Here is a 23470-nt window from a genome sequence, read left to right on the forward strand (position 1 = left end):
TAAACTTAGGTTTTAATATGAAAATGAATAAAATATGTATTAGCCTAATTTTATATTTAGGCTATACAGCCTTGCTGTATGCGGAAGGATCCAATTTAGATAATCTTTATTTTGATCCTGATTTTTTAGAATTACCCAATAAAAGCTCAATTGATTTATCTCAGTTTGAAAATAATGAGCAGTTACCCGGTAAATATTATGTTGATATTTATGTTAATACTAATTTAATTGGTACTGAAAATATTAAGTTTGAGAAGGTAGATAATGGCAAGTTAATACCCTGCTTATCAATATCTGATCTCACTAAATTTGGTATTAAAACAAGTGAATACAAAGAATTAGAAACAAAAGGAAATAATTGTGTTAATTTGTCAGCGATCCCTAATGCAAAAAGTGAATTTCAATTTAATTCTCAACGCTTGTATTTAAGTATTCCTCAAATAGCGATGAATAAGGATCCTAGAGGATTTGTTGATTTAAATAATATAGATAATGGTATTACAGCACTGTTATTGAACTACAGTTATAGCGGTTCGAAAAATTATGATCGTAAGAGTAATGGCTCAAATACAACATCAAACTATATTAATTTAAGACCTGGAGTAAATATAGGCCCTTGGCGTTTGAGAAATTATACAACTTGGTCTAATAGTGATGATAAATCTAGTAAGTGGGATACTGTTTATACGTATTTATCGCGTAGTATTAATCAACTGAAAAGCCAATTAATTTTAGGGGATGGTGTATCACCTTCTTCTGTTTTTGATAGCGTACCTTTTAGAGGCATACAACTTGGTACTGATGATGACATGTATCCTGAAAGTGTACGTGGATATGCACCTGTAGTACGTGGTATTGCGCGTAGTAATGCACAGATTACGATTAGACAAAATGGTTATACCATTTATCAAACAGAAGTGGCAGCAGGTCCTTTTGAAATTAATGATCTTTATCCAACAGGAAGTAGTGGTGATTTGTATGTCACAATCAAAGAATCAAATGGAAGTGAACAACACCAAATAATACCTTTTGCTTCTTTACCCGTTTTACAACGTGAAGGTTATGTTTCTTATAGTATTACAGGGGGAGAATATCGTGCTTATGATAAAGAAATTGAAAAACAGAAATTTGGTCAATTGACATTAATTTATGGTTTGCCTTATGGAGCAACAGCTTATGGTGGAAGCCAACTTAGCAACAATTACCAAGCGTATTCTATTGGTATAGGACAAAACTTAGGTGCATTAGGCGCAATTTCAATAGATGTTACTCAAGCAAACTCAAAATTAAATAATGGTGATACATCGCGCGGGCAGTCTTATCGTTTCAGATATAACAAAAATCTAAATACGATTGGAACGAATATTGCCCTAGCAGGCTACCGTTATTCAACTGACGGATATTATAGTTTGGCGGAGGTTTTTGACGAATATCGAAATGGTATCAGTGCACCCGAAATAGAACGCCGTCGTAATCGAGCTGAAATTACGATTAACCAGAATTTAGGGGAGCAATACGGTTCTCTTTCTATCGGATATGTCAGAGAAAACTACTGGAATAGTGATAGAAAAACGCAGTCAGCCACTGTGGGATATAACAACAGCTGGCAGGGTATTAGTTACGGTTTAAATTATACCTATAATAAAAATACAAATAACTATTCTTATCGATCGAGCAGTTACGCTAAAAGTAATGATGACCACCAATTAGCGCTATCGGTAAGTGTACCTTTTAGTGTTTTTGATGATACGTTTTATTATAACTTCAACACTAATAGCAGTAGTCAAAGTCCAAGTACAGGAAGTGTGGGGCTTTCTGCATCTCAATTAAATAATCGATTAAATTGGAGTCTACAACAAGCATTTACAAACCAAGATCAAGGATCTTCTGGAAATTTAAATGCATCGTATAAGGGTAAGTACGGTGAAATGACAGGAGGGAGTGGATATAGTAAAGATAATTATAATTTATATTATGGTGTTAATGGTAGTTTAGTCGCGCATTCTGGCGGTGTTGTCTTAGGTCAACAGCTTGGTGAAACCTCGGCGATTGTGGACATTCCTGAAGCTGCTGATGTTGCTGTTTTAAATCAGGCAGGGGTGGAAACGAACAGTTATGGTTATGCTTTAGTGCCTTATATTACACCATATCGTAAAAATACGATTGATATTGATACTTCAGCATTACCAGAAAATACGGAAATGGCGTTAACGAGCCAGACTGTTTCTCCTAGTCGTGGCGCATTAGTAAAAGCAAATTTTTCTGCAAATGTTGGTTATCGTGCATTAATTGCATTAACGTTGGAAAATGGTGAATTCATTCCTTTTGGATCACAAGTCATTTTTAAAGATAAACCACAATTAAATAACATCGTAGGTAATGATGGTGAAGTTTATTTGTCTGGGTTAAGTGAAAAAGGGCAATTTATTGTTAAATATAATGATAAACAATGTAGTGCAAATTATAATTTATTAGGCATCTCTCATTATTTAGGACTTTATAAAACTACCGTAGTTTGCCATAAATAAATGATATAAACACTTTGTTAATTAAATTGCATTATTACAGCTAATTAAAATATAGCTGTCGATATCTGCTACGTGTAGGAAATGAAAATGAAAAATATAATCAATAAGTTATTTTTAATAAATGTTCTAATAATAAGTCCAACATCGTGGGCTTCAGACAGTGTTAATTTAAATTTTACAGGCAATATTAGGGTCGCTACATGCAATATTTCGAGTGGTGATAATATTAATGTTAATTTAAAAGATATACCCGCTGCTAATTTTGAAAAGGCGAATTCAGCTTCTAGTTGGAATATTTTTTATATAGATTTTAAAAATTGTTCTACGGCGATTAATCAAATAAAGCTTACTTTTTCAGGTGTTTCAGATGCTGCTGACCCGAGTAGTTTATATAGAAATCAAGGAAGTGCTAAAAATATTGCAGTGCAATTAGAAAATTGGACAGGCACGTTAAAACTAGGAAATCAACAGTCGTTAATCATTACATTAAATGGGCGGACTGATATTAATTTGGGACTACGAACGCGAGCTTTTAGTCCATCAGGAAAGGGAATGCCTGGAACAATATCAGCGAAAGTGACTGCAAATATTGTCTATTTATAAAAGAGAAATACTATGAAAGCGATGATTTTTTTACTTTTGTTTTATTCCGCTTTTACCATGGCGAGTACTGTAAATATTAATATTTATGGCACTGTAACAGTATCGCCTTGTGAGATCGAGAATAAGAACTATTTAATTGATTTTAAGAAAGTAAATGTTAGAGATTTAAAAAATAATCAGAATACAGATTGGATCAATTTTTCAATAAAACTAAAAAATTGTCCAATAAGCACACAAAAAGCGACGCTAACGATAGCGGGAACAGCAGATCCTAATAATGGAAATTATTTTATTAATAATGGAACTGCAAAAAATATCGCACTAAATTTAGTTGAAAATAGAAATAAAACCATAATAAAAAATGGTAGTAAATTAGAGGCAATAATTAATAGTCAAACAAAGATGGCAGAATATCCATTAGCAGCAAGATTAATTAAAACTGGTGATGGAGTCAGTACGGGAACATTTAAAAGTCATCTTGAGTTTACGTTAATTTATAATTAAAAACTACTTAACCTAGGAGTGGAAAGTGATTAATCGCTATCCAGTATCGAAAGCAATAGGTAAAAAAATTACTTATTATAGAAAAATGAAGGGGATTTCATTAAATGAATTAGCTGAACTAATTGGGGTTAGTCAACAACAACAATCAAGATATGAAAGAGGGGTTAATAGAATTAATCTGGATAGACTTAATCAATATGCAGAAATATTTGATATTCATATAAAAGACTTTTTTATTTTAGATGAAAAAGATGATCATGAAATTAAAACTATCCTTTTAAAAAAGAATGAGGCTAAAAATGGGAAATATAATAACTAAGCCATTACTATTAAGTGGAATATTAATTTACTCTACTTATTCTACTGCGGCATGTGTACAAAATCCAAATTACAAGAATGTGATGGTTGATGTACCAAATCGTGTTTTTAATATTCAATATGACGATTTGACGACAAGAACACTTGCTACAATTACACTTTCGTATCTCCCTGCCTATACAACATCCTATACGGGGAATAATGGTCAATGTGGAAATGCAGTTATTACTGGGCGTTTTATTAATGGATGGACTCATAATTCTAATAAGATAGCGACAACCAATATCCCAGGTATTGGAATAAAAGTAAAAATGAATGATATTGGCTATATAAATGCTAAATTTTCCAGAAATAATGATAAATATAAATATATAATTAACAATCCCACTTGGGTTGTTGAAATTATAAAAACAGGTAGGGTAACTCAATCGGGTGTATTAACGGGAGGAAATTTAGCCCGAATGGTACAAAATAATACTTTACCTAATAACCATCAATGGATTTTATCAACATTAAGAATTCCATTTGGTGCAATAAAAGTAAACTCATTAAAATGTACAACAAAAGCAAGTAGTTATAATATCAATTTAGGAACGTGGTATGACACACAGTTTAAAAATATTGGTGATGTGAGCCAAAATGTTAACATCCCACTTACGTTAAGTTGTGCCGCTGGAACAAATATTAAAGCAACAGTGACAAGTAGTGCGGGATATATTGATGTAAATACAGGAAAATTAAATTTATCGGGATCTAATCGTGCAACAGGTATTGGCATACAAATAGTTAATAGCAATAATAACCCAATTAAATTAAATACAAAGCTTAATATGCAAAATAATGTATCTTCTGGTGATTATATTTTTAACTGGAAGGCTCGTTATATTAAGACTGGCAATAAGATAACTGCAGGTACAGCAAATTCAGTCGCAACAGTCAATATTTTATATGAATAATATATTGTATTTTATTTGTTTATGAGGAAGTTTACTATGAACAAGAAAATATCAAGATTAGTTGGAAAAAAGATCCGAAGTTTGAGAGAAAAGTATTGCATGACAGGGGATGAACTCGGTGCATTACTTGGTATTAGTCAACAACATCAATCACGTTATGAAAATGGAGATACGAATATTCATGCTGAAACGCTTTATTGTTTATCTTATCTTTTTGACGTTGAACCTGAATATTTTTTAAGTGATTTGCTTGTTGAAGATAATAAGCTTGAGAAAGATAAAATCGATAGTCAAAAAAATCACTACATGGCCGAAGTGATTTTTATACAATGAGATTTGTTTAAAATAATGCCTAAGATGTCAAGCATCATTTAGATCAATGATGTAACCACGAATACTTAGGCATTTACGCTTCTCGAAGGGGTTTATTCTTACCAATACCCCAATACCTTCCACCATACGCTACCAAGCGTGATCCAGATGATAAGATTAACCACACTCATCACAAAGCCTGTCTTCCACCATTCACCTAATGTGGCATAACCTGAACCAAAAATAATGGGCGCAGTACCTGTACCATAATGCGTTAATGACATCATTAATGAAGATGAGAATGCCAAAATTAGCCCTAATAACATTGGTGGTGCACCAAGGGCTAGGCCTGCCGCATAAAAGGCGGCAAACATTGCCGTAATATGAGCTGTGGTACTGGCAAAGAAATAGTGAGAATAAACATAAATCAGTACCAGTAATATCATGCCACTGACCCAACTGATCCCCATGCTATCAATGCTTGCCCCAACACTGAGTGATAACCATTTAATTAATCCTAATTTTCCTAAGAAGGATGCCATCATAACTAATGCAGAGAACCAAACTACGGTATCCCATGCGCCTTTATTTTTTAAAATATCATCCCAATTTAAAACACCTGTACATAATAAAATCGATAAACCAATAAATGCCGCGGTTGTTGCATTAATGCTAAATCCATCACCAAATAATAATGCAGGGACACCAGCCCACATAATTAATAACAAGGCGAAGACGGCAAGCGTTATTTTTTCAGGTAATGAAATGGACCCTAATTGTGCTAAACGCTCTTTAGCGAAATGAGGTGCATTTGGCGTGCTGGTTATTTCAGGCTTATAAAGTAGATAAATAACAATAGGCATTAAAATTAATGAAACGATAGCCGGTACAAAAGCCGCAATTGCCCACATAGACCAGCTAAGCTCATGTGTAGGATCTGTTTCACTAATAATTAAACTGACTATTAGTGGGTTAGGAGCAGTTGCCGTAATAAACATGGCAGAAGTAATCGGGTTTATATTGTAGTTCACTAAAGAGAGATAACGTCCAATTCTATTACTGGTGCCATCTTCTGCTTTTGAATTAAAGCTATCTGCAATTGATCGCATAATAGGGTGAATAATCCCACCTCCCCTAGCCGTATTACTGGGGGTTACAGGAGCGAGTATCGTTTCGGCGATCGCTAATGAATAAGCTATACCAATCGTTCTTTTACCAAATAGTGAAATAAAATAATACCCAATTCTAGCGCCGAGTCCGGTTTTATTTAGGCTCATTGATACCATTATGGAAATCCCAATTAACCAGATAAGATCATTGGAAAATCCACTTAATGCATCACCGATAGCGGCTTTGGTTGAATTAGGATTAGTAACACCTGTAACAGCGACTAATGCGATAGCAATAATAGAAACTGCACCGATAGGAAGTGCTTTGCCAATAATTGCTGCGATAGTGCCAACAAAGAGTGCTAATAAATGCCAAGCATTGGGGTCAACACCTTGTGGTACGGGGATAAGAAACCAGATAATAAGGGTAATAGAAACGGCGATTAATGTGGGTATGGGGCGTAATGGAGTTAATTTATTCATCAGGTTATTCCATTAAGTTGCAGGTTAAATAAATAATCGGAAGTAAAAAGTAAAGTTAATAAGTATTTTTATTAAAGATAATCTTATTAACATATTATTAAATATTCATTGACTGATGTCATAAAAATAAAATTATTTATTAACTTTATTTTAAAATAAAAGGTTTTATGTAACTTAATGTTATTGAAATATAGGGTGATTATAATGTTATTAGCAATAGCTGAATAATGGGCAGTAATATTTATCACTGTTTTTTTGACATAATATCGGTACCTGAAACAATTCAGCTAAATATTAAAAATAACCTTATAGGTGATAAACGATGAATGATCTCTACTATTTTTTGAAAGTGATGGGGGGCTGATTTGGCAAAAAACGCTATAAACCTTTGTCCCATTTTGAGTGGGATATTTAGTTTACAAGAGGGAGCTACCATAACAAAAAAATCAATATTTCTATGATTTATTGTTCTATATAATATTTATCAAAACTATGTTGTCAAAATAATTAAGATGTAATTAGGTTAACGTTTTTAAAAGAATGATTTATACGGTTTTTCTGCGAATATTATTACTAATAATATGAGGTTAAGAATGTAATTTAAAACTATTAAGCGGTAACTATAATTTATAGATTTAATATTTTTTATATTTTAAAGCTCTTATTAAATGAAAGGTTTTTTCTTATGGTTTTAAATGTAATTAAAACAAAGGGTAATTTAAAATAGAAAAATAGTTTTTTATTTATTGATAATAATTACTTACTGTTGTATGTTATTAAATTGTAAACCAAATATCATTTCTATTTGTTTTATTTGAGTTTTACGCCATAATAATTGTTTGTTTCTTGTTAAAATTCCCTCCGTGTTTTTAGGTTCTATTCCTGGATTAATAAACTTTTCTCATCATAATTTATTTAATAAATACCCTTCGATTAAATAAAAATTTTTTACAATAAATAAGTGTGACTTCTATCACTCTACATTTCAATATTTCTTCAGTATGTTTATATGCAGAGATTAGAAATTAATAAATCAGACATTTATTTATATTGCTTAATAATCTAAGCAAATAGGCTTCTTATTATCAAAAAAACGAAATGCAAATAGATATGTGCTGTTACATATATTAAATGCGTTAAGGATATCATAATGATCCATGCTTTTATTAAAAAAGGGAGCTTTCAGGATTCAGTAAGCCTGATGATTATTTCCCGAAAATTAAGTGAAGCCCCAGAGGTGGAAGAAATTTCCGTCATGATGGGAACACCAGCGAATAAATCTCTTCTTGATGTCACCGGTTTTTGGCATGACATGTTTAACGAAGCAACACCGAATGACATTTGTGTTTCGATTAAAGCGGAATCAGACGATCCTGCCATTATCGACATGATTTCTACGGCTTTAGAAGAAGCACTTGCAGAAATTGCAAGTGGCCAAAAAGGTGGTAACAAACTAACGACGGTACGTAGCTGGCGTACTGCTAAACAAAAAAATACTAATGCCAATATGTTACTTATCTCTATCGCCGGTGAATATGCTGCCGAGTTAGCCGATACCGGTTTAGAAGATGGCTGTAACGTTATGCTGTTCTCTGACAACGTTTCTATTGCAGATGAAAAAGCATTAAAAGAAAAAGCAGCCGCAAAAGGTCTAATTGTGATGGGACCTGATTGTGGTACGGCAAATATTGCAGGGGCACCTCTAGCTTTCGCTAACATTGCACCGAAGGGCTCAATTGGTATTGTTGGTGCATCAGGTACAGGTATTCAAGAAATTACCTCTCAAATTGTTTTACAGCGCCAAGGTATTTCTCACTCAATTGGTTTAGGTGGTCGTGACTTAACTGAGCAAATTGGTGGTATCAGTGCAATTACTGCTATCAATATGCTGGCGGCTGATCCTAATACGCGTGTTATTGCCTTTGTATCTAAGCCACCAGCACCGGCTGTTCGTCAAAAAATTATTGCTGAAATGAAACGCCATAATAAACCGATTGTGGCGCAATTCTTAGGAACAACACCTGAGAAATTCCAAGACGACAATATCTATTTCACTCGCACGTTAGATGAAACGGCACGCATTGCGGCTGAATTAGCGCGTGTTGAAGATATCGCAGCGGAATTGCCAAAAGTTACAGGTAAGAAAATCATTGGTCTTTATGCCGGTGGTACGCTAGCGGCTGAATGCGCCATGTTGTTATCTGAAAAACTTAATGTTGACGTCGATAACGAGCATAAGCAAGGCACAATGCTAGATGCTGATGGTCACAAAATCATCGATATGGGTGATGATTTTTATACACAGGGTAAACCACACCCAATGATTGACCCATCTACACGTAACAAATTTATCAGTGAGCTAAGTAATAAAACAGAAGTTGGCGTATTACTGGTTGATTTTGTTATTGGTTATGGTGCAACTCAAGATCCTGCTGGTGCGTTAATTCAAGAAATCAAAAAACTGAATGAAAAACGTGGCGAAGCCAATCCATTAATCACCATCGCAACCATTACTGGTACTGAAGACGATCCACAAAACCGTAGCGAACAGCAAAAACAGCTAAAAGAAGCGGGCATTATTGTGATGGATACGTTGCCGGAAGCGGTTTTATTAGCAAAAGAATTAATCCAGCCACATCCAGCTGAAGCAGATGCTGACGTGTCACCACTGCTTAACGGGATCTCTGTGATCAACGCAGGATTACGTAGCTTTGCTGACGATCTGCAATCAAGTGGCACCCCTGTTGTTCATTATCAGTGGGCACCTGTCGCAGGTGGTAATAAAAAACTGGCTGAAATATTAAAGAAATTGAAATAAGGAATTGCAGATATGTATTCAACTATCGAACAAGCGAATGAAGCAGTTATCGAACGTATCCGTGAAGCCCGTCCTCACTGGTGTGATGTTAGCTTAGCAAAAGAAGTTGTTCCTACTTTAGAAACGGGTAAAAAACTACTTCATGCAGGTCCACCAGTGACTTGGGGTGAAATGAGTGGTCCTGTTCGCGGTGCATGTATTGGTGCTTCTTTATTTGAAGGCTGGGCAGAAACTGAAGAACAAGCATTAGCCATGTTAGAAGCAGGGGAAATCGAGTTTATTCCTTGCCATAACGTGAATGCAGTAGGCCCAATGGGGGGGATTACTTCTGCTCATATGCCAATGCTGGTTATCAAAAACCACATTCATGGTAACTACGCTTACTGCAACATGAACGAAGGTATCGGTAAAGTGATGCGCTTTGGCGCTTACGGTCCAGATGTGCAAGAGCGTTTACATTGGATGAAAAATAGCTTAGCGCCAGTATTAAAAGCAGCGATTGCAACATTTGAAAACGGTATCGATCTGACGGCAATTATGGGTCAAGCAATTACGATGGGTGATGAATTCCACCAACGTAACATTGCCGCATCTGCATTGTTACTGCGCCAGCTTGCACCAGTACTAGGGACTTTAGATTTTGAAGAAGCTGAAATTACCAAAGTAACTAAATTCCTGAGCATTACAGACCAGTTCTTCCTGAACTTAGCCATGGCTTACTGTAAAGCCGCGATGGATGCAGGGGCTCAAATCAAGCAAGGTACTATCGTCACGGTGATGACACGCAATGGTAGTAACTTTGGGATCAAAATCAGTGGAATGGGCGATCAATGGTTTACCGCGCCAGTCAATACACCACAAGGTCTGTTCTTCTCTGGCTTTAGTCAAGCAGATGCAAACCCAGACATTGGCGATAGTGCAATCACTGAAACCTTTGGTATTGGTGGCGCAGCCATGGTTGCAGCTCCTGGTGTAACTCGTTTTGTCGGTGCTTCTGGTGGTATGGATGCAGCGCGTGAAGTAACGGAAGAAATGGCTGAAATCTACCTTGCTCGTAACATGATGTTGCAAATTCCAACTTGGGATTTCCAAGGCGCATGTTTAGGTTTAGATGCTCGTCGCGTTGTTGAAACAGGGATCACTCCACTGATCAACACGGGTATTGCACATAAAGAGCCGGGGGTTGGTCAGATTGGCGCTGGTACTGTACGCGCACCTTTAGGTTGCTTTGAGAAAGCGATTGTTGCACTTGCTGAAGAGCTGGGTATCGACGCTTAATTTCGTTTTTTAACGACAAAGTACAGCAATAAAGGGGGCATTATGCAAATTCAAGCACTTCAAACCAGCCAGCATATCACTGACTTTGAAGGTGAAATTAAATGTGTGGGCATTTATGACCATGCTTTGAATTTCATTTGTCCTCAACAACGCTTAATCACTTTTCATCGTGAAGGTAGAGGATTAAGCCCGATGGGATGGTTACTGAAACCAGAAGATTTTGATTATTTTGTAAAACAGTGCCATCCCTCGATAGTGATGAAGCTTAAAAATCATCAAGCAACACTCACAAATAAGCTTACCTTGATCGCAGGTCAACGTGAGAATTTGCGCTTACAAGATAAAGCGGATTTAGATTTGCGTTGGTTAGAAAGTTTTTTTTCTCTGTTATCCCCCTCAATTGCAACGGGGTTATACGGATCATTAAAAAATTACCGTCAAATCGCGCAACTTAGTGAAATTAAATTATTAACTAAGCTATTTCATAATCAGTTATTAGGCAATGCTGTTAACTGGGCTATTTTTACAGGCAAAGGCCCCGGATTAACACCAAGTTCCGATGATATGCTGGTGGGAATGTTATTTGCACATTACTTAGCAGAGCCAGAAAATAAACTTAATAATTTTTTTTATAACACACCGCCTTTATCTGAATTGACCACCATTGTCAGTAAGCATTATTTGGAATATGCCACACAGGGAATATTTTCTACCTATCTCATTCAACTAGGTAAAAAAATAAAGAATAAAGAGATTATTTTTAAGGATATGTTGGAAATACTCTCTATTGGTCATCATTCCGGTGCGGATACATTACTGGGATTATGGATTGGTTACCAAGCTAAAAAACAACAGCAGCATATTTATTAATTTTTTTTAATAAAAGAATTTATATAAACATTCGGATACGGATAATTATGAAAACAATTGTTATTGCTTTAGGCGGAAATGCATTATTGCAACGCGGAGAAATTTTGTCTGCTGAAAATCAATATAAAAATATTGAACTGATGTCAGAGACAATTAATAAATTAGCTAAAGAGTATCGTGTTGTATTAGTACACGGTAATGGGCCTCAAGTTGGATTGCTTGCACTACAAAACCTTGCATATCAAGCTGTTCCAGCCTATCCGCTGGATATTTTAGTAGCAGAAAGCCAAGGTATGATTGGTTATATGATGATGCAGAAAATTAATCAAAATCATCCTGAACAAGCTATTACAACGGTAATGACTCGAGTTTCAGTCGATATTAATGATGAAGCATTTAGTGATCCAAGTAAATTTATCGGCCCTATTTATGATGAAGCTGATAAAGAAGAATTAATTACGAAGTATCAATGGACATTTAAACAAGACGGTAAACATTATCGTCGTGTTGTGCCATCACCAATACCGAAAAAGATCATTGATATTGAAGCAGTAAGGCTTTTATTAGACAAAGGTCATATTGTTATTTGTGGTGGTGGCGGCGGTATTCCAGTCAACAATTTAAATAATGAATTTATTGGTAGTGAAGCTGTTATTGATAAAGATTTAACTGCGGCTTTAATTTCTCGTGAATTAAATGCAGAGCACTTTGTTATTTTAACAGAGGCAGATGCTATTTATAAAAATTGGGGTACACCAGAACAAGCTGCAATTCGTGAAGCAACACCAGAAGAACTTGCACCAATGGCTGTCGCTGATGGTGCAATGGGACCAAAAATTATGGCAGTGAGTGATTTTGTTAATGCAACAGGGCAACAAGCTCATATTGGTGCATTACAAAATATTCAACAAGTTATTGAAGGTCAGTCTGGCACTTTAATTTATAAGTCTTAATAAAAATTCTTTCAGGAGCGTCATTATGAACGATGCACAAGTGAATGAGAAAGGCAAAGTCCCTTATTGGGTCAAACTGACCATTATCTTCTTCTTTGGTTGGATTGCGCTGTATGGTAGCCGTGCTATTGTTGGTCCTTTAATGGTAAATATTGGTGCTGAGTTTGATCTGACTAAAGCTCAACTTGGCTCCATCATGAGTATTTTCTTTATCGGATATACTGCATTAAATATTCCATCAGGCATGATTGGTGACTATTTAGGTAAGAAAAAAGTATTAGTAACCGGTGTGGTTCTTTTTGGTGGATTTACCATTATTGCGGGTATGATGCCAACTTACGTAACCTTTATGTTCGCATGGGTCATGGTGGGGATATTCCAAGGTTTCTATTATGGTCCTCAGTATGGTCTATCTTCAGAAGCGATACCAAAACATCGTATTACATTAGGTAGTGCGATTATCAATAGTGGTATGGCATTTGGTTTGTCTATTGGTTACTACATCTCAAGTATTTCTGTTGGTGAGATGGGAATGAGCTGGCGAGCTCCGTTCTATATTATTGGTGTGCCAATTATTATTATTGGTTTGGTGATGTTATGGATCATCAAAGATAAGCCAAAAGCACAACCAGCGACAGAAAATGGCGCACCAAAACAGAAAGTTAAGCTGACATTTAAAGATTTATTTGGTAATCGCAATATCAACCTTGCATATGTCACTATCTTCTGTTCGATCTATGGTTTCTTTGTATTAGTCACTTGGCTACCTTACTACTTAGAAACAGAGCGTGGAATTACAGGAACACAAATTTCAACTATCGCATCATTAATGCCGTGGTTTGCTATTCCAGGTTCACTTATTTTTAGCTGGGTTTCAGATAAAATTGGTCGTCGTAAACCTGTATTACTGATCATGTTACCACTGTCATTAATCGCGATCCTTGCTGTACCAATGTCAGAATCAATGCCAGTACTAATTGGCGCACTGATCCTTTACGGTATTGTAGGTAAAATCAGTACAAACCCAGTACTTGTTGCTGTGGTTGCTGATAACTCACCGCGACATGCTCTAGGTACATCGTTTGGTGTTTATAACTGTATCGGTATGCTGGGCTCTGTTTTTGCACCAACATTAACTGGTTTCCTATCAGACCAAACCGGTAGTATGGACTCGGGTTTCTACTTTGCCGCTATTCTGATTTGTATCGGTATTGTGGCAAGCCTCTTTATTAAAGAAAGTAACAATAATGAAGAAGCAAAAGCCTAGTACGTGATTCTGATAGTTATTGAATACACACTAAAAGGGCAAACTTCGGTTTGCCTTTTTAATTTAAAGGATCGTAAAACGATTGCACGCTTGGATGATTTTGCTTAAATAACTCCACTAAATAACTGACTACTGCGCCTTTTTTATCTTCACACCATGCTAATGAAAGGGGGGAATTATGACGACGATTTTTCACTTCTTTCGCAATTAACTGTCCGCTATCAATAAGTGGTTTACATAAACTTAATGGCAAAAATCCTATTCCCACACCTTTTAAATGACAGGCTAATTTTGTATGTAAGTCAGGTACGCGTATTTCATGTTGACCCGATAAACGCCATGCTGTGCGTTTAGAAAGATGGCGAGAAGTATCTTCAACGTTTACTGCAGAATACATACGCATTTGATCATCGCTTAGTACACCACTGATATTGGCTAAAGGATGATTAGGGGCGACAACAAATTGCCATTGAATTTCGCCCATCGCACAAATGTTAATATTATTCTTAAGGGATTCATTGCCTGTAACACCAATAGCAAAATGATAATCTTCGTTAATAAGCGCATCCCAAACTCCCATATAGACTTGGCGAGTAATATGAAATTGGGTAGAAGGAAAACGTTGATGAAGACAAGCCAACATACTGGCAACCGCAGTACGATCATAGAGAAGATTATTAATGACAATATTGACCTGATGTTCGACACCGGCATTCATTTGCTGGAGTTCCACTGGCATTGACTCTAACCATACAATCCATTGACGACATTTCTCTAATAGATATTCACCTGCCGGCGTAAGTGTAACGGTTCTTGTAGTGCGATTAAAAAGTTGGGTGCCAATATTTTCTTCTAATGTTTTTATACGATAACTAATCGCCGCTGATGTTTTATGAAGTACATCTGCAGCTTTGGTAAAACTTTGGCAATCGGCTACCTGTATAAAGGTACGGATCATTTCTTGGTCTAACATATCTTTTGTCCTGGTAATAAGAGAGGCAAAATATCAGCAGATAATGCTGAATTAAAAAAGTGAACAAAGTAAAGCTTACCTATTTTTTCTGAGGTCTATACCGCAAAGTAAGACAACTTCTTATCGTGTTAATGGATGTTATTATTTTTAGCTTATTGTTATTTGCCGTATGAAGTTTTGATTATTTATAGATAAGCAATAAAGCATACTAACAAAAATTTCATCGGATGATGGGCGCTAAGAACAGTATCTGTATTCTATTTGTGTGATTGCTTTCACGTTTCACTCATCCTTTTACTGACAAAGTTAAAATATCAGTAAAAGGCAGTGAAGATCAGGATAAAAAATAGGTCATCGTTATAATATGAAAAATAGAGATCAGGCTATTTTAAAAGGATAGGTAAAAAAGAGCAGGTGAGTCAGATTAAGTGCAAAGTGAAATAGCGTTGAAACCCAAAGCCGCCCACTCCACATCCAGGCTAATCCATAAATAATACCTGCCAGTGAAGCAAATATAATCAGCAGTAATCCGCCTGCAAAATGTGCTAGACCAAAGATAATGGCTGCTATTAATAGTGCAATATAAGGGGGAAGATAGTGAGATAATGTTTGCTGAATAACACCTCTAAATAATGCTTCTTCAGCAAGTGATACAAAAAAGAGGTTTGCGAGAATAAATGCAGGTAACCACGATGGTAAGTGTAATTCAATTGCTAATCCTCCCAGTTTTACAGCGATTAATAACAATGCAGGAATGGCAATAATTAGCATTGTCCACTGTAATTTATTTGCTTTTTTTAATGGTTCGCAGACAAAAAGCGTTGGAATAAAGATTAGAAAAATAAAAGGTAATAATGCTTTATCAGCGTTGAAATAAAAAGAGAAAGGGGCGCTTTTCATTCCTATAATGGCGTGTGAAAGGTAACGTAAATTGTTAAAACCAGGAATAAGGTGAAAAGTTAATCCACTGGCAATAATGACAAGCATGAGAATGATGATTGCTCTAAGTAGAGGCTGTTTTTTATAGCGAGAATAGGCGAACGCGAGTAAGAGAATACTAACAATAACTGGCAAGGTATGCCATGTAATAACACCGGTTATAAATGCGCTAACTGCTGTAAATATCAGTGAAATAAATGCAAGAGTGCGATTAAAACCCAAAAATAACAAAGAAAAAGCAAGAAGTAGCCAAGTGATCATAATTGTAAAGGTTATAAAATGAAAAGGAGCGCTAGGGTAAAAGATAGCGGCCTTCTAGGCTATCATTATAAATAAAAAAGTAGAGAAAGCAGACCTCTTTACTGACAATGTTTTTATTTAATTATTTGAATTATATATAAAATACCCAAAATTGATTTTTAGTCTAAAATTAAAATAAATGTTTAATTTATATGATGATTGTCAATTTGTGATATTAAATTAGCATGAGTAAAACACCCCAAAGTTGGTGTCCAACTTTGGGGGGGCAGTTCAGTTTTAATACCGGCATTTTAGCCCATATAGGTTAGTTTACTTTTGATTAAACCAAGTAAAACTAAACGTAAAAATAGCGAATAACATGGAAGAAAATAGGTGCTGCAAAACAGAGGGAATCCATTCTATCCATCATGCCACCATGACCTTCGATCATCGTACCAAAATCTTTTACACCACTGTCTCTTTTGATTGCAGACATACATAAACCACCGGCAAAACCGGCCAATGTAATCACTAAAGAGAGTAAAAATGCTGCCCACCATGAGAAAGGTGTTGCCCACCACAACATCATACCAATCAAGCTAGCTGAGATAATGCCACCAAAAAAACCTTCCACTGTTTTATTTGGACTTAATTTAGGCACGATAGGATGTTTACCAAATAATTTACCAAACACATATTGAAGCACATCAGAAACCTGCACCACTATCATTAAAAAGAGCAATAAATTGATATTACGGCCTTCGAAACCTTCAATTGGTAACATTAAAAGTGCTGGAGCATAACTTAGGCAATAAATGGCTATCATCACACTCCATTGTACTTTTGCCATACGTTCTAAGAAGTGGCGAGTGTCGCCTGAAAGTGCCATACGTGTTGGTATTAATAAGAAGGCGTAAACAGGAATAAATACCGCCATTAAGTTGTACCATTGCACACCAACAAGAATGTATTGGAGAGGCAGTATAACGAAGAAACACCAGAAGAGCGCTTCATGATCGCCACGATGTGTGGGGGTTAAGGTAATAAGTTCGCGTAATGCAAGCCATGAGATAATAGTAAATAGGATGACAGATCCGATTGCCCCAATTCCTATTGCAACGCCTGCAATAATACACATTACCCACCACGCGTTTATCCTTGAATTAAGATTTGTGATAGTGGAAGTTGGGCCTTTTACTGCTGCTAAAATAGCGCCAATAATGCTGGCGATAATTAAGAAAGAGAAGAGTCCAATAAAGATCCAGAAGACCTCGTTATTAATACGTTCCATTGTGTAGCTCCTCTAACGCGCTTTTTGCTCTTACCAGAAACTCTTGTTTACTTTCATTTTCATGAGTGGCTCTAATAGGGGCTCCAAAAATTGCACTACAAATAACCGGAACAACTAAGCGAGAGCCTTTAGGAAGAACTCTGTTCAAGTTTTCGAGATAAATAGGGACTAATTGTACATTCGGATTTTTACGAGAGAGATGCCAAAGACCCGCTTTAAAATCTTGAATAGATTCGCCATTACCTCGAGTACCTTCTGGAAAAATAATTAAAGAATCCCCTTGGTCTAAAATTTCTTGCATCAAAACAAGTGCATTGGTTTTATTTTGTGTAGATGATGCCGAATCATTAGTGGGGTGTTTTACAACTTCTTCGCAAGAATTTTCCTCTTGTAGAGAATTCATTTTGGTCGCATGTCGAGGAATAAGAATAGCTCTAAAGATACGACGAGATAAATAACGGCGTAAGCGGTTTTTATTCCAATAATCTTCAGCCGCAACTGGATGAACATAAGGGCGAATATTGGGTGAAAGGCAAGACCAAATAACTAAACCATCAAGATGACTAGAGTGGTTAGCGTAATAAATGCAAGGTGTATCTTTTGCAATAGGTGAGGTTTGTTTGGCGCGAATACCGGTTAAAAATCGACAAATAGAGACTAAGACGGATGATACCACTTTTGCATCGAAAGCAAGTTTTCCATTTTTCATTAATCAGACACCTTGTGCTAAATCCCGTAAAATTCGACGGGTTCTGAAAATTGTGGTCAGCGTTGAACCTAATATAATAATCCATAAGGAAATAAAAAAGAGCCATATTCCCCAAAAACTGGGAATAAATGCAGCAATAACAGCAACAGAGGTTAATAATGCCATTCGGTGCTGTTTTGCCATTGGGCCTGTAAATTGTTGCTCTAATCCACAAGCACCACCTAATACGCGAACATAAGCGGTCATTACTGCAAAAAAAGCACCCACCCAACTCAACGTAATGGCCATAGAAAAGTCAGGAGATAATCCATAACCAACACCTAAAATAATTAAAGTATCGGCAATTCTGTCTGGTAATTCATTATAAACAGCACCTACAGGGCTTTTCATGCCACCTTCGACGGCAACCATACCATCTAATAAATTACAAATGAGGCGACCTTGGATCATGATAGCGCCAAGGAGCAGTAAAATTGATCGTAATAATCCAGATGTGTAAAAGAGAGCACAAAAAAGTGATAAGGCGGCAAGTAATGCAAATATGATGCTAAACACGGAAATACCGTTTGGGGTTGCCCCTTTTTGTTGTAAGTAGCGACTACACTTTGTAGCCCAGCTTGTTTGTCTTGCTTTTATAGGGCGGCGGTTTTTATCTTGAGCGTTCATTTTTCTTTTTAAAAAGCGAGTTAGGAGGGTATAGCATAAAGGCATTTGCACAAAGTGAGAATAAGAATAAACGTATAAGTTTGTCTTATGTTTTTTTGTGTGGATTAATATCTTATTGTTATGTTCTTATTAAGACTATAAATCAATCATCAATAATCATTTGTTTTTATAGGTGTTAATACTTATTCATGGCTAGTGCATTATACTTACATGAGTTGATCGTTTAATGATATTCTTTATTTGATTGTTACTAAGTAGAAATAGTAAATGATGTATTACATTAATTAAACTATAAAGAGAATAAATTTCTTAAGTAAAAGGGGGGATAAAAGGAAATACTTATTATTATTTCTTATTTTACAGTTTAAATAATCGCAATTAAAATGCGTTGGTTAGAATTTTCTTATAAAGAAATTCTTGTTTAGATCTAAAATCAAACCGCATAAATAGTCTTTAAATGGGCATAAAAAGAGAGACGGGGATTTCTTTTGTATTATTTTTTAATCATTAATAATTTTCTTCGTGAAATAAGAATAAAGAAAATGAGAAATTAAAAATAAGAATAATCATCTTTATAATAAGTGAAAAATGATTTACATCAAATTAATAGCTTTATCTTTTCTTATATTTCTATTATTAATAAAAAAGAATCATAATAGTTATTGATAATGGCGATTATGAAAACAATATATACGTGTTTTTTTAAATTGAAATTAAACGAACACTAATGAAAGGGGGCATCGAAATAAGTTGCCACCCTTTCTATCGTAGAATGGTGTCTAACGTATTAATTATTCCCATATTAGGTGTAATTCATCCAAAATAGAATATTTTTAGAAGTACAGCATTCTCTCATTAATAAAAGATAATGAAAGTTAAACAGGTCATATCGTTATATCGCTAGATAATACAACCTATTGATAAATAGAAATCACATTGTAGATTAGTTTGCTCTTAAGTCATATTTCTTAAAGAAATCATATTCTTGAACTAATTGTGGTAGTGATCTTATTTTCAATTTTGTATACATATTTGAACGATGCACTTCAACTGTTCGAGGCGATAGCGAAAGTTTTTCTGCTGCTTCTTTACTCGTATTTCCTTCAAGGATCATCTCCATAACCTCTTTTTCTCTATTAGATAACTTACCAAATTTATCTTTTAGAGATATATATGTTCGGAATTGCTCAACTTCACTTTCATAATGTAGGAAAGATTCCGAGACAATATTAAGAAGTTCATTCACATTTAGAGGGCGAGTTAAATATTCAAAAGCCCCTGATTTAAATGCGTTACGACAACTTTCAATGGAACTATCCCCAGAAATAATAATAATAGGGATAATGTTTTTCAATTTGTTAAGTTCTTTAATCAGTGCAATTGAGGGGGCAGCACTGCTTTTTGTATTAATTATGATGCACTCTTTATGAGCTCCTTTTGTCGATGAAAAATAGTATTTTAAGAAAGCCTGTTCATTTGAATAGGTTTTCACATTAGCCGCTAAAGAAGAAAGAACAGCTTTAAGTTGAACTTTTGTACTGTCATCTTCAAAAGTGATTAAGTGGATTATTGATTCCATATGTTGCTCCTGGTTTTACTTTGCTCTTACACTAAAAGTGAATGAGTAACGAAATTTGACTAATTTATAAGTTTTTTGTGTAGGGTAACATTCACGTAACGGAGCTATATTCAGAATATATCAAATTAAAAATGATTAATACTTCTGTATTATATTATAGATAAAATATCAGAACTTTGTTTTGTTTCAATATTTGTATTTTATAGATAAGAATAATTAATTTCTATAATGACGAGAGGAATAACTATTATTAATTGTAACTAAGTTTTTTCTCGTAAGTGATTTTAACTATATTAAACTCACTTAATAAGTAAAAAAATAATATATTTAGGTGTCTTTTTATGAATTAATTAATAGTCGCATTTAGTTACAACACAATTCCCTTTGTGGCTTTTTGACTTTACTTCTTGTAAAATAGCACTTTATTTCTATTGACCTTTTTAATAAACCAATCGAGCCAATACTATGGCGTCACTGAAAGATGTAGCTCGACTTGCATCCGTTTCTTTGATGACAGTCTCAAGAGCGATTAATAACCCTGAGTTATTAAAACCAGAAACACTGAAACAAGTTCAAAATGCGATTGATCAACTTAACTATGTTCCAGATTATTCTGCACGAAAAATTCGTGGTCAAGGAACAAAAGTATCATCAATTGGTGTTCTGGCCATTGATACCGCAACGACACCATTTTCGGTGGAAATGATTCTATCGATAGAACAAACCGCAAGAGAATTTGGTTGGAGTTCATTTGTTGTCAATTTGACTGCACAAGATTGTTATGAAAATGCAATTTGGCAACTTTTGGCTCAACGTCCAGATGGTATCATCTATACCACTATGGGGCTGCGTGAGATCACTGTACATGAAAAGTTGTTTGATAAGAATTTAGTGCTAGCAAACTGCTTAGATAAAACACATGCTTTTCCAACTTATATTCCCGATGATTATCATGGGCAATATTTTGCGATGAAAAAAGTCATCGAAAAAGGGTATCGTCGTCCTTTGTGTTTTTATATACCTGAAGAGTCAGTTGCAGGTCCTATTCGTCGTAAAGCTGTTGAAGATGCTTGGCAAGAGGCAGGGTTGCCATTGTCACATCTACAACAATATACGATGATATTTGGAGATGAACACTACCGTGATGTGATTGAAATATTGAAAAACCATTGTGTTCATCAAAAAGCTGACTTTGATATTCTCATTTGTGGTAATGACCGTATCGCATTTTTAGCTTACCAAGTTTTACTTTCTATGGGGTTACGTATTCCGGAGCAAGTGGCTGTTTTGGGATACGACAATATGATTGGTACAGGAGAGTTGTTCTATCCTCCATTAACAACGGTACAACTGCCTCATTATGAGTTAGGTAAAGAAGCGACGTTGCATATCATTCAAGAAAGAAACCATAGGGATACCGTACACGTACCTTGTCAATTAGTTGAACGTGAGTCTATTTAAAGACTCACGTCTTACTTATCTTCTCAATATCAGTAAATACTGTTTAGTTGCCAATATTCACCATTAATCAATGTTGCATCACCATTCATGGCAAAAAGATGTAAAGCTTGGGTATCTTGTTGAGCATAATATCGACTGCTTAGGGTGAATTCCCCTTTGTTTACAAAGACTTCAATTGATGAACGATCAATAAAAATACGTAAGTTCAATTCACAACCTTCAGGTAATGGAATACTTCTAGCCCCACTTATATTATGCTGAGGATAATGACGGTTAAGAACTAAACGATGTGATTGATTATCAACAAAAAGCTCAAGCCCTTCACCTATCCATAAGCCAAATTTCTCAGCGTGACTGTCTAAAGATAATGTTAAATCGAGTTCGATAGCTTGGGTATTATTTACTAGCTCGATAGATTGATTACTGAGTGTTACTGGCTGGATAGTCTGTTTTTCTTGACGTAATGATTCCACTTCTTTAACGGGGAGCATGCGTAAGCGATTTTTAGATTTATCAAAAGTGATTTCACGAGGGAGTGTAAAACAGCCAGACCAAAACTCAGATTTTGTAGGCATTGGTGAATTCCACATATCCATCCATCCCATAGAAACACGGCGACCATCAGGTGTTGTAAATGATTGTGGCGCATAATAGTCATGGCCATTATCAAGTTCAATAAAGTGCCCTTGTGGTTTAAAAGGTTGATTTGGTGACCACTTGCCAATTAATGCACCTGATTGAAAGAGGTTGCGATATTGATAGCCTTCAGCGCGTTTTCCTTGTGGTGAAAAGACGATTGCAAATTCGTTTTCTTGACTAATCGGGAAGAAATCAGGGCACTCCCACATATAGACATTTTTATCATCCGTTTTTCCTAAAACAGTGTAATCGTTGTTCCACTGCTGGCCCTCTACAAATAAGGTTTCGCTAGAGAAGAGTAGGACTTGTCCTTGATCTTTTTCATCACGTGCACCAACAACCATCCACCATTTACCTTCTTGATACCAGACTTTAGGATCACGAAAATGCATATAGCCTTTAGGGGGTTCTAAAACGATGCCTTTTTTCTCAAAATGAATGCCATCTTCACTGATAGCAACACATTGTGCTTCATAGATTTGGCTATCATCCCCTTCGGCGCCTAACCAATTGTGTCCTGTATAGAAAAGATAGAGTTTACCTTCATGGCTAATTGCTGATCCTGAGAAACAACCACTTTTGTCGTACTCATCTCCCGGTGCTAACGCAATGGGTTGGTGTTGCCAGTGGATCATATCGGCGCTTGTAGCATGTCCCCAATGCATAGGCCCCCAATCTTGAGAATAAGGATGGTGCTGATAAAAGGCATGATATAAACCATCATGATAAATAAGACCATTAGGATCATTTAACCAACCCGCGGGCGCAGCTAAATGAAACTGGGGATAAAATTTATTGCCTCGTTTTTCAATCAAAGTATGTAAGGCTGTTGTTGATTGTTCTAAGCGGTGTTTCATATCATTATCCTTATTCTATTTTAGAGTTATTAGTGTGTTTTTAAGAGCACAGAAAAGGTAAAGAACAGACTAATCACACTATTACTCCTGTTGTTAACGATAACATTTAGAGTGAAA

At 35.6% G+C, this 23470-nt stretch carries 20 protein-coding genes; 12 read left to right on the forward strand and 8 right to left on the reverse strand.

Features of this window, described 5'->3' with window-relative positions:
• Positions 1-17: 17 nt before the first annotated feature.
• From QSH13_RS04340 to QSH13_RS04365, 6 genes are all read left to right on the forward strand, one after another.
• Positions 18-2528, forward strand: coding sequence for a fimbria/pilus outer membrane usher protein (locus tag QSH13_RS04340; RefSeq protein WP_286038864.1), 2511 nt, complete (start codon positions 18-20; stop codon positions 2526-2528).
• Between the two features lie 87 nt (positions 2529-2615).
• Positions 2616-3131 (forward strand): fimbrial protein, encoded by a 516-nt coding sequence (locus tag QSH13_RS04345; protein ID WP_109397825.1) that lies wholly within the window; start codon positions 2616-2618, stop codon positions 3129-3131.
• A gap of 12 nt (positions 3132-3143) precedes the next feature.
• Positions 3144-3635, forward strand: a complete 492-nt coding sequence (locus QSH13_RS04350; protein ID WP_109406553.1) for a fimbrial protein — start codon at positions 3144-3146, stop codon at positions 3633-3635.
• A gap of 25 nt (positions 3636-3660) precedes the next feature.
• Positions 3661-3954: a helix-turn-helix domain-containing protein gene (locus QSH13_RS04355; RefSeq protein ID WP_109406554.1), complete on the forward strand. Its 294-nt coding sequence runs from the start codon at positions 3661-3663 to the stop codon at positions 3952-3954.
• Positions 3935-4909 carry a fimbrial protein gene (locus QSH13_RS04360; RefSeq protein WP_109406555.1) on the forward strand — a complete coding sequence of 325 codons (975 nt, stop codon included), beginning with the start codon at positions 3935-3937 and terminating at the stop codon, positions 4907-4909. The genes QSH13_RS04355 and QSH13_RS04360 overlap by 20 nt, the downstream gene beginning before the upstream one ends.
• Positions 4910-4945: 36 nt before the next feature.
• A complete protein-coding gene (locus QSH13_RS04365) occupies positions 4946-5242 on the forward strand; it encodes a helix-turn-helix domain-containing protein (RefSeq protein ID WP_109406556.1) in 297 nt (98 codons plus the stop codon).
• Between the two features lie 98 nt (positions 5243-5340).
• On the opposite strand, the gene QSH13_RS04370 is transcribed toward QSH13_RS04365, so the two are convergent.
• Positions 5341-6813 carry an anion permease gene (locus tag QSH13_RS04370; protein WP_196544506.1) on the reverse strand — a complete coding sequence of 491 codons (1473 nt, stop codon included), beginning with the start codon at positions 6811-6813 and terminating at the stop codon, positions 5341-5343.
• A 1150-nt stretch (positions 6814-7963) separates the two neighbouring features.
• Here QSH13_RS04370 and QSH13_RS04375 point away from each other — a divergent pair.
• The 5 genes from QSH13_RS04375 to QSH13_RS04395 are packed head-to-tail and all read left to right on the forward strand — an operon-like array spanning position 7964 to position 13999.
• A complete protein-coding gene (locus tag QSH13_RS04375) occupies positions 7964-9631 on the forward strand; it encodes an acyl-CoA synthetase FdrA (protein WP_109397820.1) in 1668 nt (555 codons plus the stop codon).
• Positions 9632-9643: 12 nt separating this feature from the next.
• Positions 9644-10909, forward strand: a complete 1266-nt coding sequence (locus QSH13_RS04380; protein WP_075673293.1) for a YlbE family protein — start codon at positions 9644-9646, stop codon at positions 10907-10909.
• 42 nt (positions 10910-10951) lie between these two features.
• On the forward strand, positions 10952-11779 hold the full coding sequence (locus QSH13_RS04385) for an oxamate carbamoyltransferase subunit AllH family protein (protein WP_286038865.1): 828 nt from the start codon (positions 10952-10954) through the stop codon (positions 11777-11779).
• A gap of 47 nt (positions 11780-11826) precedes the next feature.
• On the forward strand, positions 11827-12732 hold the full coding sequence (locus QSH13_RS04390; protein ID WP_109397818.1) for a carbamate kinase: 906 nt from the start codon (positions 11827-11829) through the stop codon (positions 12730-12732).
• A gap of 25 nt (positions 12733-12757) precedes the next feature.
• Complete coding sequence (locus QSH13_RS04395; protein ID WP_109397817.1) at positions 12758-13999, forward strand: MFS transporter; 1242 nt, start codon at positions 12758-12760, stop codon at positions 13997-13999.
• 58 nt (positions 14000-14057) lie between these two features.
• Here QSH13_RS04395 and allS read toward each other — a convergent pair whose 3' ends face one another.
• The 6 genes from allS to QSH13_RS04425 all read right to left on the reverse strand — a co-directional run bounded on the left by allS (position 14058) and on the right by QSH13_RS04425 (position 20396).
• The gene (allS, locus tag QSH13_RS04400) at positions 14058-14972 is read right to left on the reverse strand and encodes an HTH-type transcriptional activator AllS (protein ID WP_036934748.1); all 915 of its coding nucleotides are present in this window, start codon (positions 14970-14972) and stop codon (positions 14058-14060) included.
• A 378-nt stretch (positions 14973-15350) separates the two neighbouring features.
• Positions 15351-16172 carry a CPBP family intramembrane glutamic endopeptidase gene (locus QSH13_RS04405; protein ID WP_109397816.1) on the reverse strand — a complete coding sequence of 274 codons (822 nt, stop codon included), beginning with the start codon at positions 16170-16172 and terminating at the stop codon, positions 15351-15353.
• 334 nt (positions 16173-16506) lie between these two features.
• Positions 16507-17442 carry a phosphatidate cytidylyltransferase gene (locus QSH13_RS04410; protein ID WP_109397815.1) on the reverse strand — a complete coding sequence of 312 codons (936 nt, stop codon included), beginning with the start codon at positions 17440-17442 and terminating at the stop codon, positions 16507-16509.
• Positions 17429-18151, reverse strand: coding sequence for a lysophospholipid acyltransferase family protein (locus tag QSH13_RS04415; protein WP_109397814.1), 723 nt, complete (start codon positions 18149-18151; stop codon positions 17429-17431). The genes QSH13_RS04410 and QSH13_RS04415 overlap by 14 nt, the downstream gene beginning before the upstream one ends.
• A gap of 3 nt (positions 18152-18154) precedes the next feature.
• Complete coding sequence (locus tag QSH13_RS04420; RefSeq protein ID WP_109397813.1) at positions 18155-18817, reverse strand: CDP-alcohol phosphatidyltransferase family protein; 663 nt, start codon at positions 18815-18817, stop codon at positions 18155-18157.
• Between the two features lie 943 nt (positions 18818-19760).
• On the reverse strand, positions 19761-20396 hold the full coding sequence (locus QSH13_RS04425) for a response regulator transcription factor (RefSeq protein WP_109397812.1): 636 nt from the start codon (positions 20394-20396) through the stop codon (positions 19761-19763).
• A 465-nt stretch (positions 20397-20861) separates the two neighbouring features.
• On the opposite strand from QSH13_RS04425, the gene QSH13_RS04430 reads away from it, so the two are divergent.
• Complete coding sequence (locus QSH13_RS04430) at positions 20862-21857, forward strand: LacI family DNA-binding transcriptional regulator (RefSeq protein ID WP_286038866.1); 996 nt, start codon at positions 20862-20864, stop codon at positions 21855-21857.
• A 29-nt stretch (positions 21858-21886) separates the two neighbouring features.
• Here the strand turns inward: QSH13_RS04430 and QSH13_RS04435 are convergent, their stop codons facing one another.
• Positions 21887-23353 (reverse strand): glycoside hydrolase family 32 protein, encoded by a 1467-nt coding sequence (locus tag QSH13_RS04435; RefSeq protein WP_109397810.1) that lies wholly within the window; start codon positions 23351-23353, stop codon positions 21887-21889.
• Positions 23354-23470 lie beyond the last annotated feature (117 nt).

The sequence above is a fragment of the Proteus faecis genome (assembly GCF_030286765.1).
Classification (GTDB): domain Bacteria; phylum Pseudomonadota; class Gammaproteobacteria; order Enterobacterales; family Enterobacteriaceae; genus Proteus; species Proteus faecis.

Bases quoted from the DNA above. Each gene is read 5' to 3' on its own strand.
- QSH13_RS04410 (WP_109397815.1), bottom strand. From the start codon at position 17,442: ATGGAACGTATTAATAACGAGGTCTTCTGGATCTTTATTGGACTCTTC.
- QSH13_RS04375 (WP_109397820.1), top strand. From the start codon at position 7,964: ATGATCCATGCTTTTATTAAAAAAGGGAGCTTTCAGGATTCAGTAAGC.
- QSH13_RS04370 (WP_196544506.1), bottom strand. From the start codon at position 6,813: ATGAATAAATTAACTCCATTACGCCCCATACCCACATTAATCGCCGTT.
- QSH13_RS04420 (WP_109397813.1), bottom strand. From the start codon at position 18,817: ATGAACGCTCAAGATAAAAACCGCCGCCCTATAAAAGCAAGACAAACA.
- QSH13_RS04405 (WP_109397816.1), bottom strand. From the start codon at position 16,172: ATGATCACTTGGCTACTTCTTGCTTTTTCTTTGTTATTTTTGGGTTTT.
- QSH13_RS04360 (WP_109406555.1), top strand. From the start codon at position 3,935: ATGGGAAATATAATAACTAAGCCATTACTATTAAGTGGAATATTAATT.
- allS (WP_036934748.1), bottom strand. From the start codon at position 14,972: ATGTTAGACCAAGAAATGATCCGTACCTTTATACAGGTAGCCGATTGC.
- QSH13_RS04380 (WP_075673293.1), top strand. From the start codon at position 9,644: ATGTATTCAACTATCGAACAAGCGAATGAAGCAGTTATCGAACGTATC.
- QSH13_RS04390 (WP_109397818.1), top strand. From the start codon at position 11,827: ATGAAAACAATTGTTATTGCTTTAGGCGGAAATGCATTATTGCAACGC.
- QSH13_RS04430 (WP_286038866.1), top strand. From the start codon at position 20,862: ATGGCGTCACTGAAAGATGTAGCTCGACTTGCATCCGTTTCTTTGATG.
- QSH13_RS04395 (WP_109397817.1), top strand. From the start codon at position 12,758: ATGAACGATGCACAAGTGAATGAGAAAGGCAAAGTCCCTTATTGGGTC.
- QSH13_RS04425 (WP_109397812.1), bottom strand. From the start codon at position 20,396: ATGGAATCAATAATCCACTTAATCACTTTTGAAGATGACAGTACAAAA.
- QSH13_RS04415 (WP_109397814.1), bottom strand. From the start codon at position 18,151: ATGAAAAATGGAAAACTTGCTTTCGATGCAAAAGTGGTATCATCCGTC.
- QSH13_RS04435 (WP_109397810.1), bottom strand. From the start codon at position 23,353: ATGAAACACCGCTTAGAACAATCAACAACAGCCTTACATACTTTGATT.
- QSH13_RS04345 (WP_109397825.1), top strand. From the start codon at position 2,616: ATGAAAAATATAATCAATAAGTTATTTTTAATAAATGTTCTAATAATA.
- QSH13_RS04365 (WP_109406556.1), top strand. From the start codon at position 4,946: ATGAACAAGAAAATATCAAGATTAGTTGGAAAAAAGATCCGAAGTTTG.
- QSH13_RS04340 (WP_286038864.1), top strand. From the start codon at position 18: ATGAAAATGAATAAAATATGTATTAGCCTAATTTTATATTTAGGCTAT.
- QSH13_RS04350 (WP_109406553.1), top strand. From the start codon at position 3,144: ATGAAAGCGATGATTTTTTTACTTTTGTTTTATTCCGCTTTTACCATG.
- QSH13_RS04385 (WP_286038865.1), top strand. From the start codon at position 10,952: ATGCAAATTCAAGCACTTCAAACCAGCCAGCATATCACTGACTTTGAA.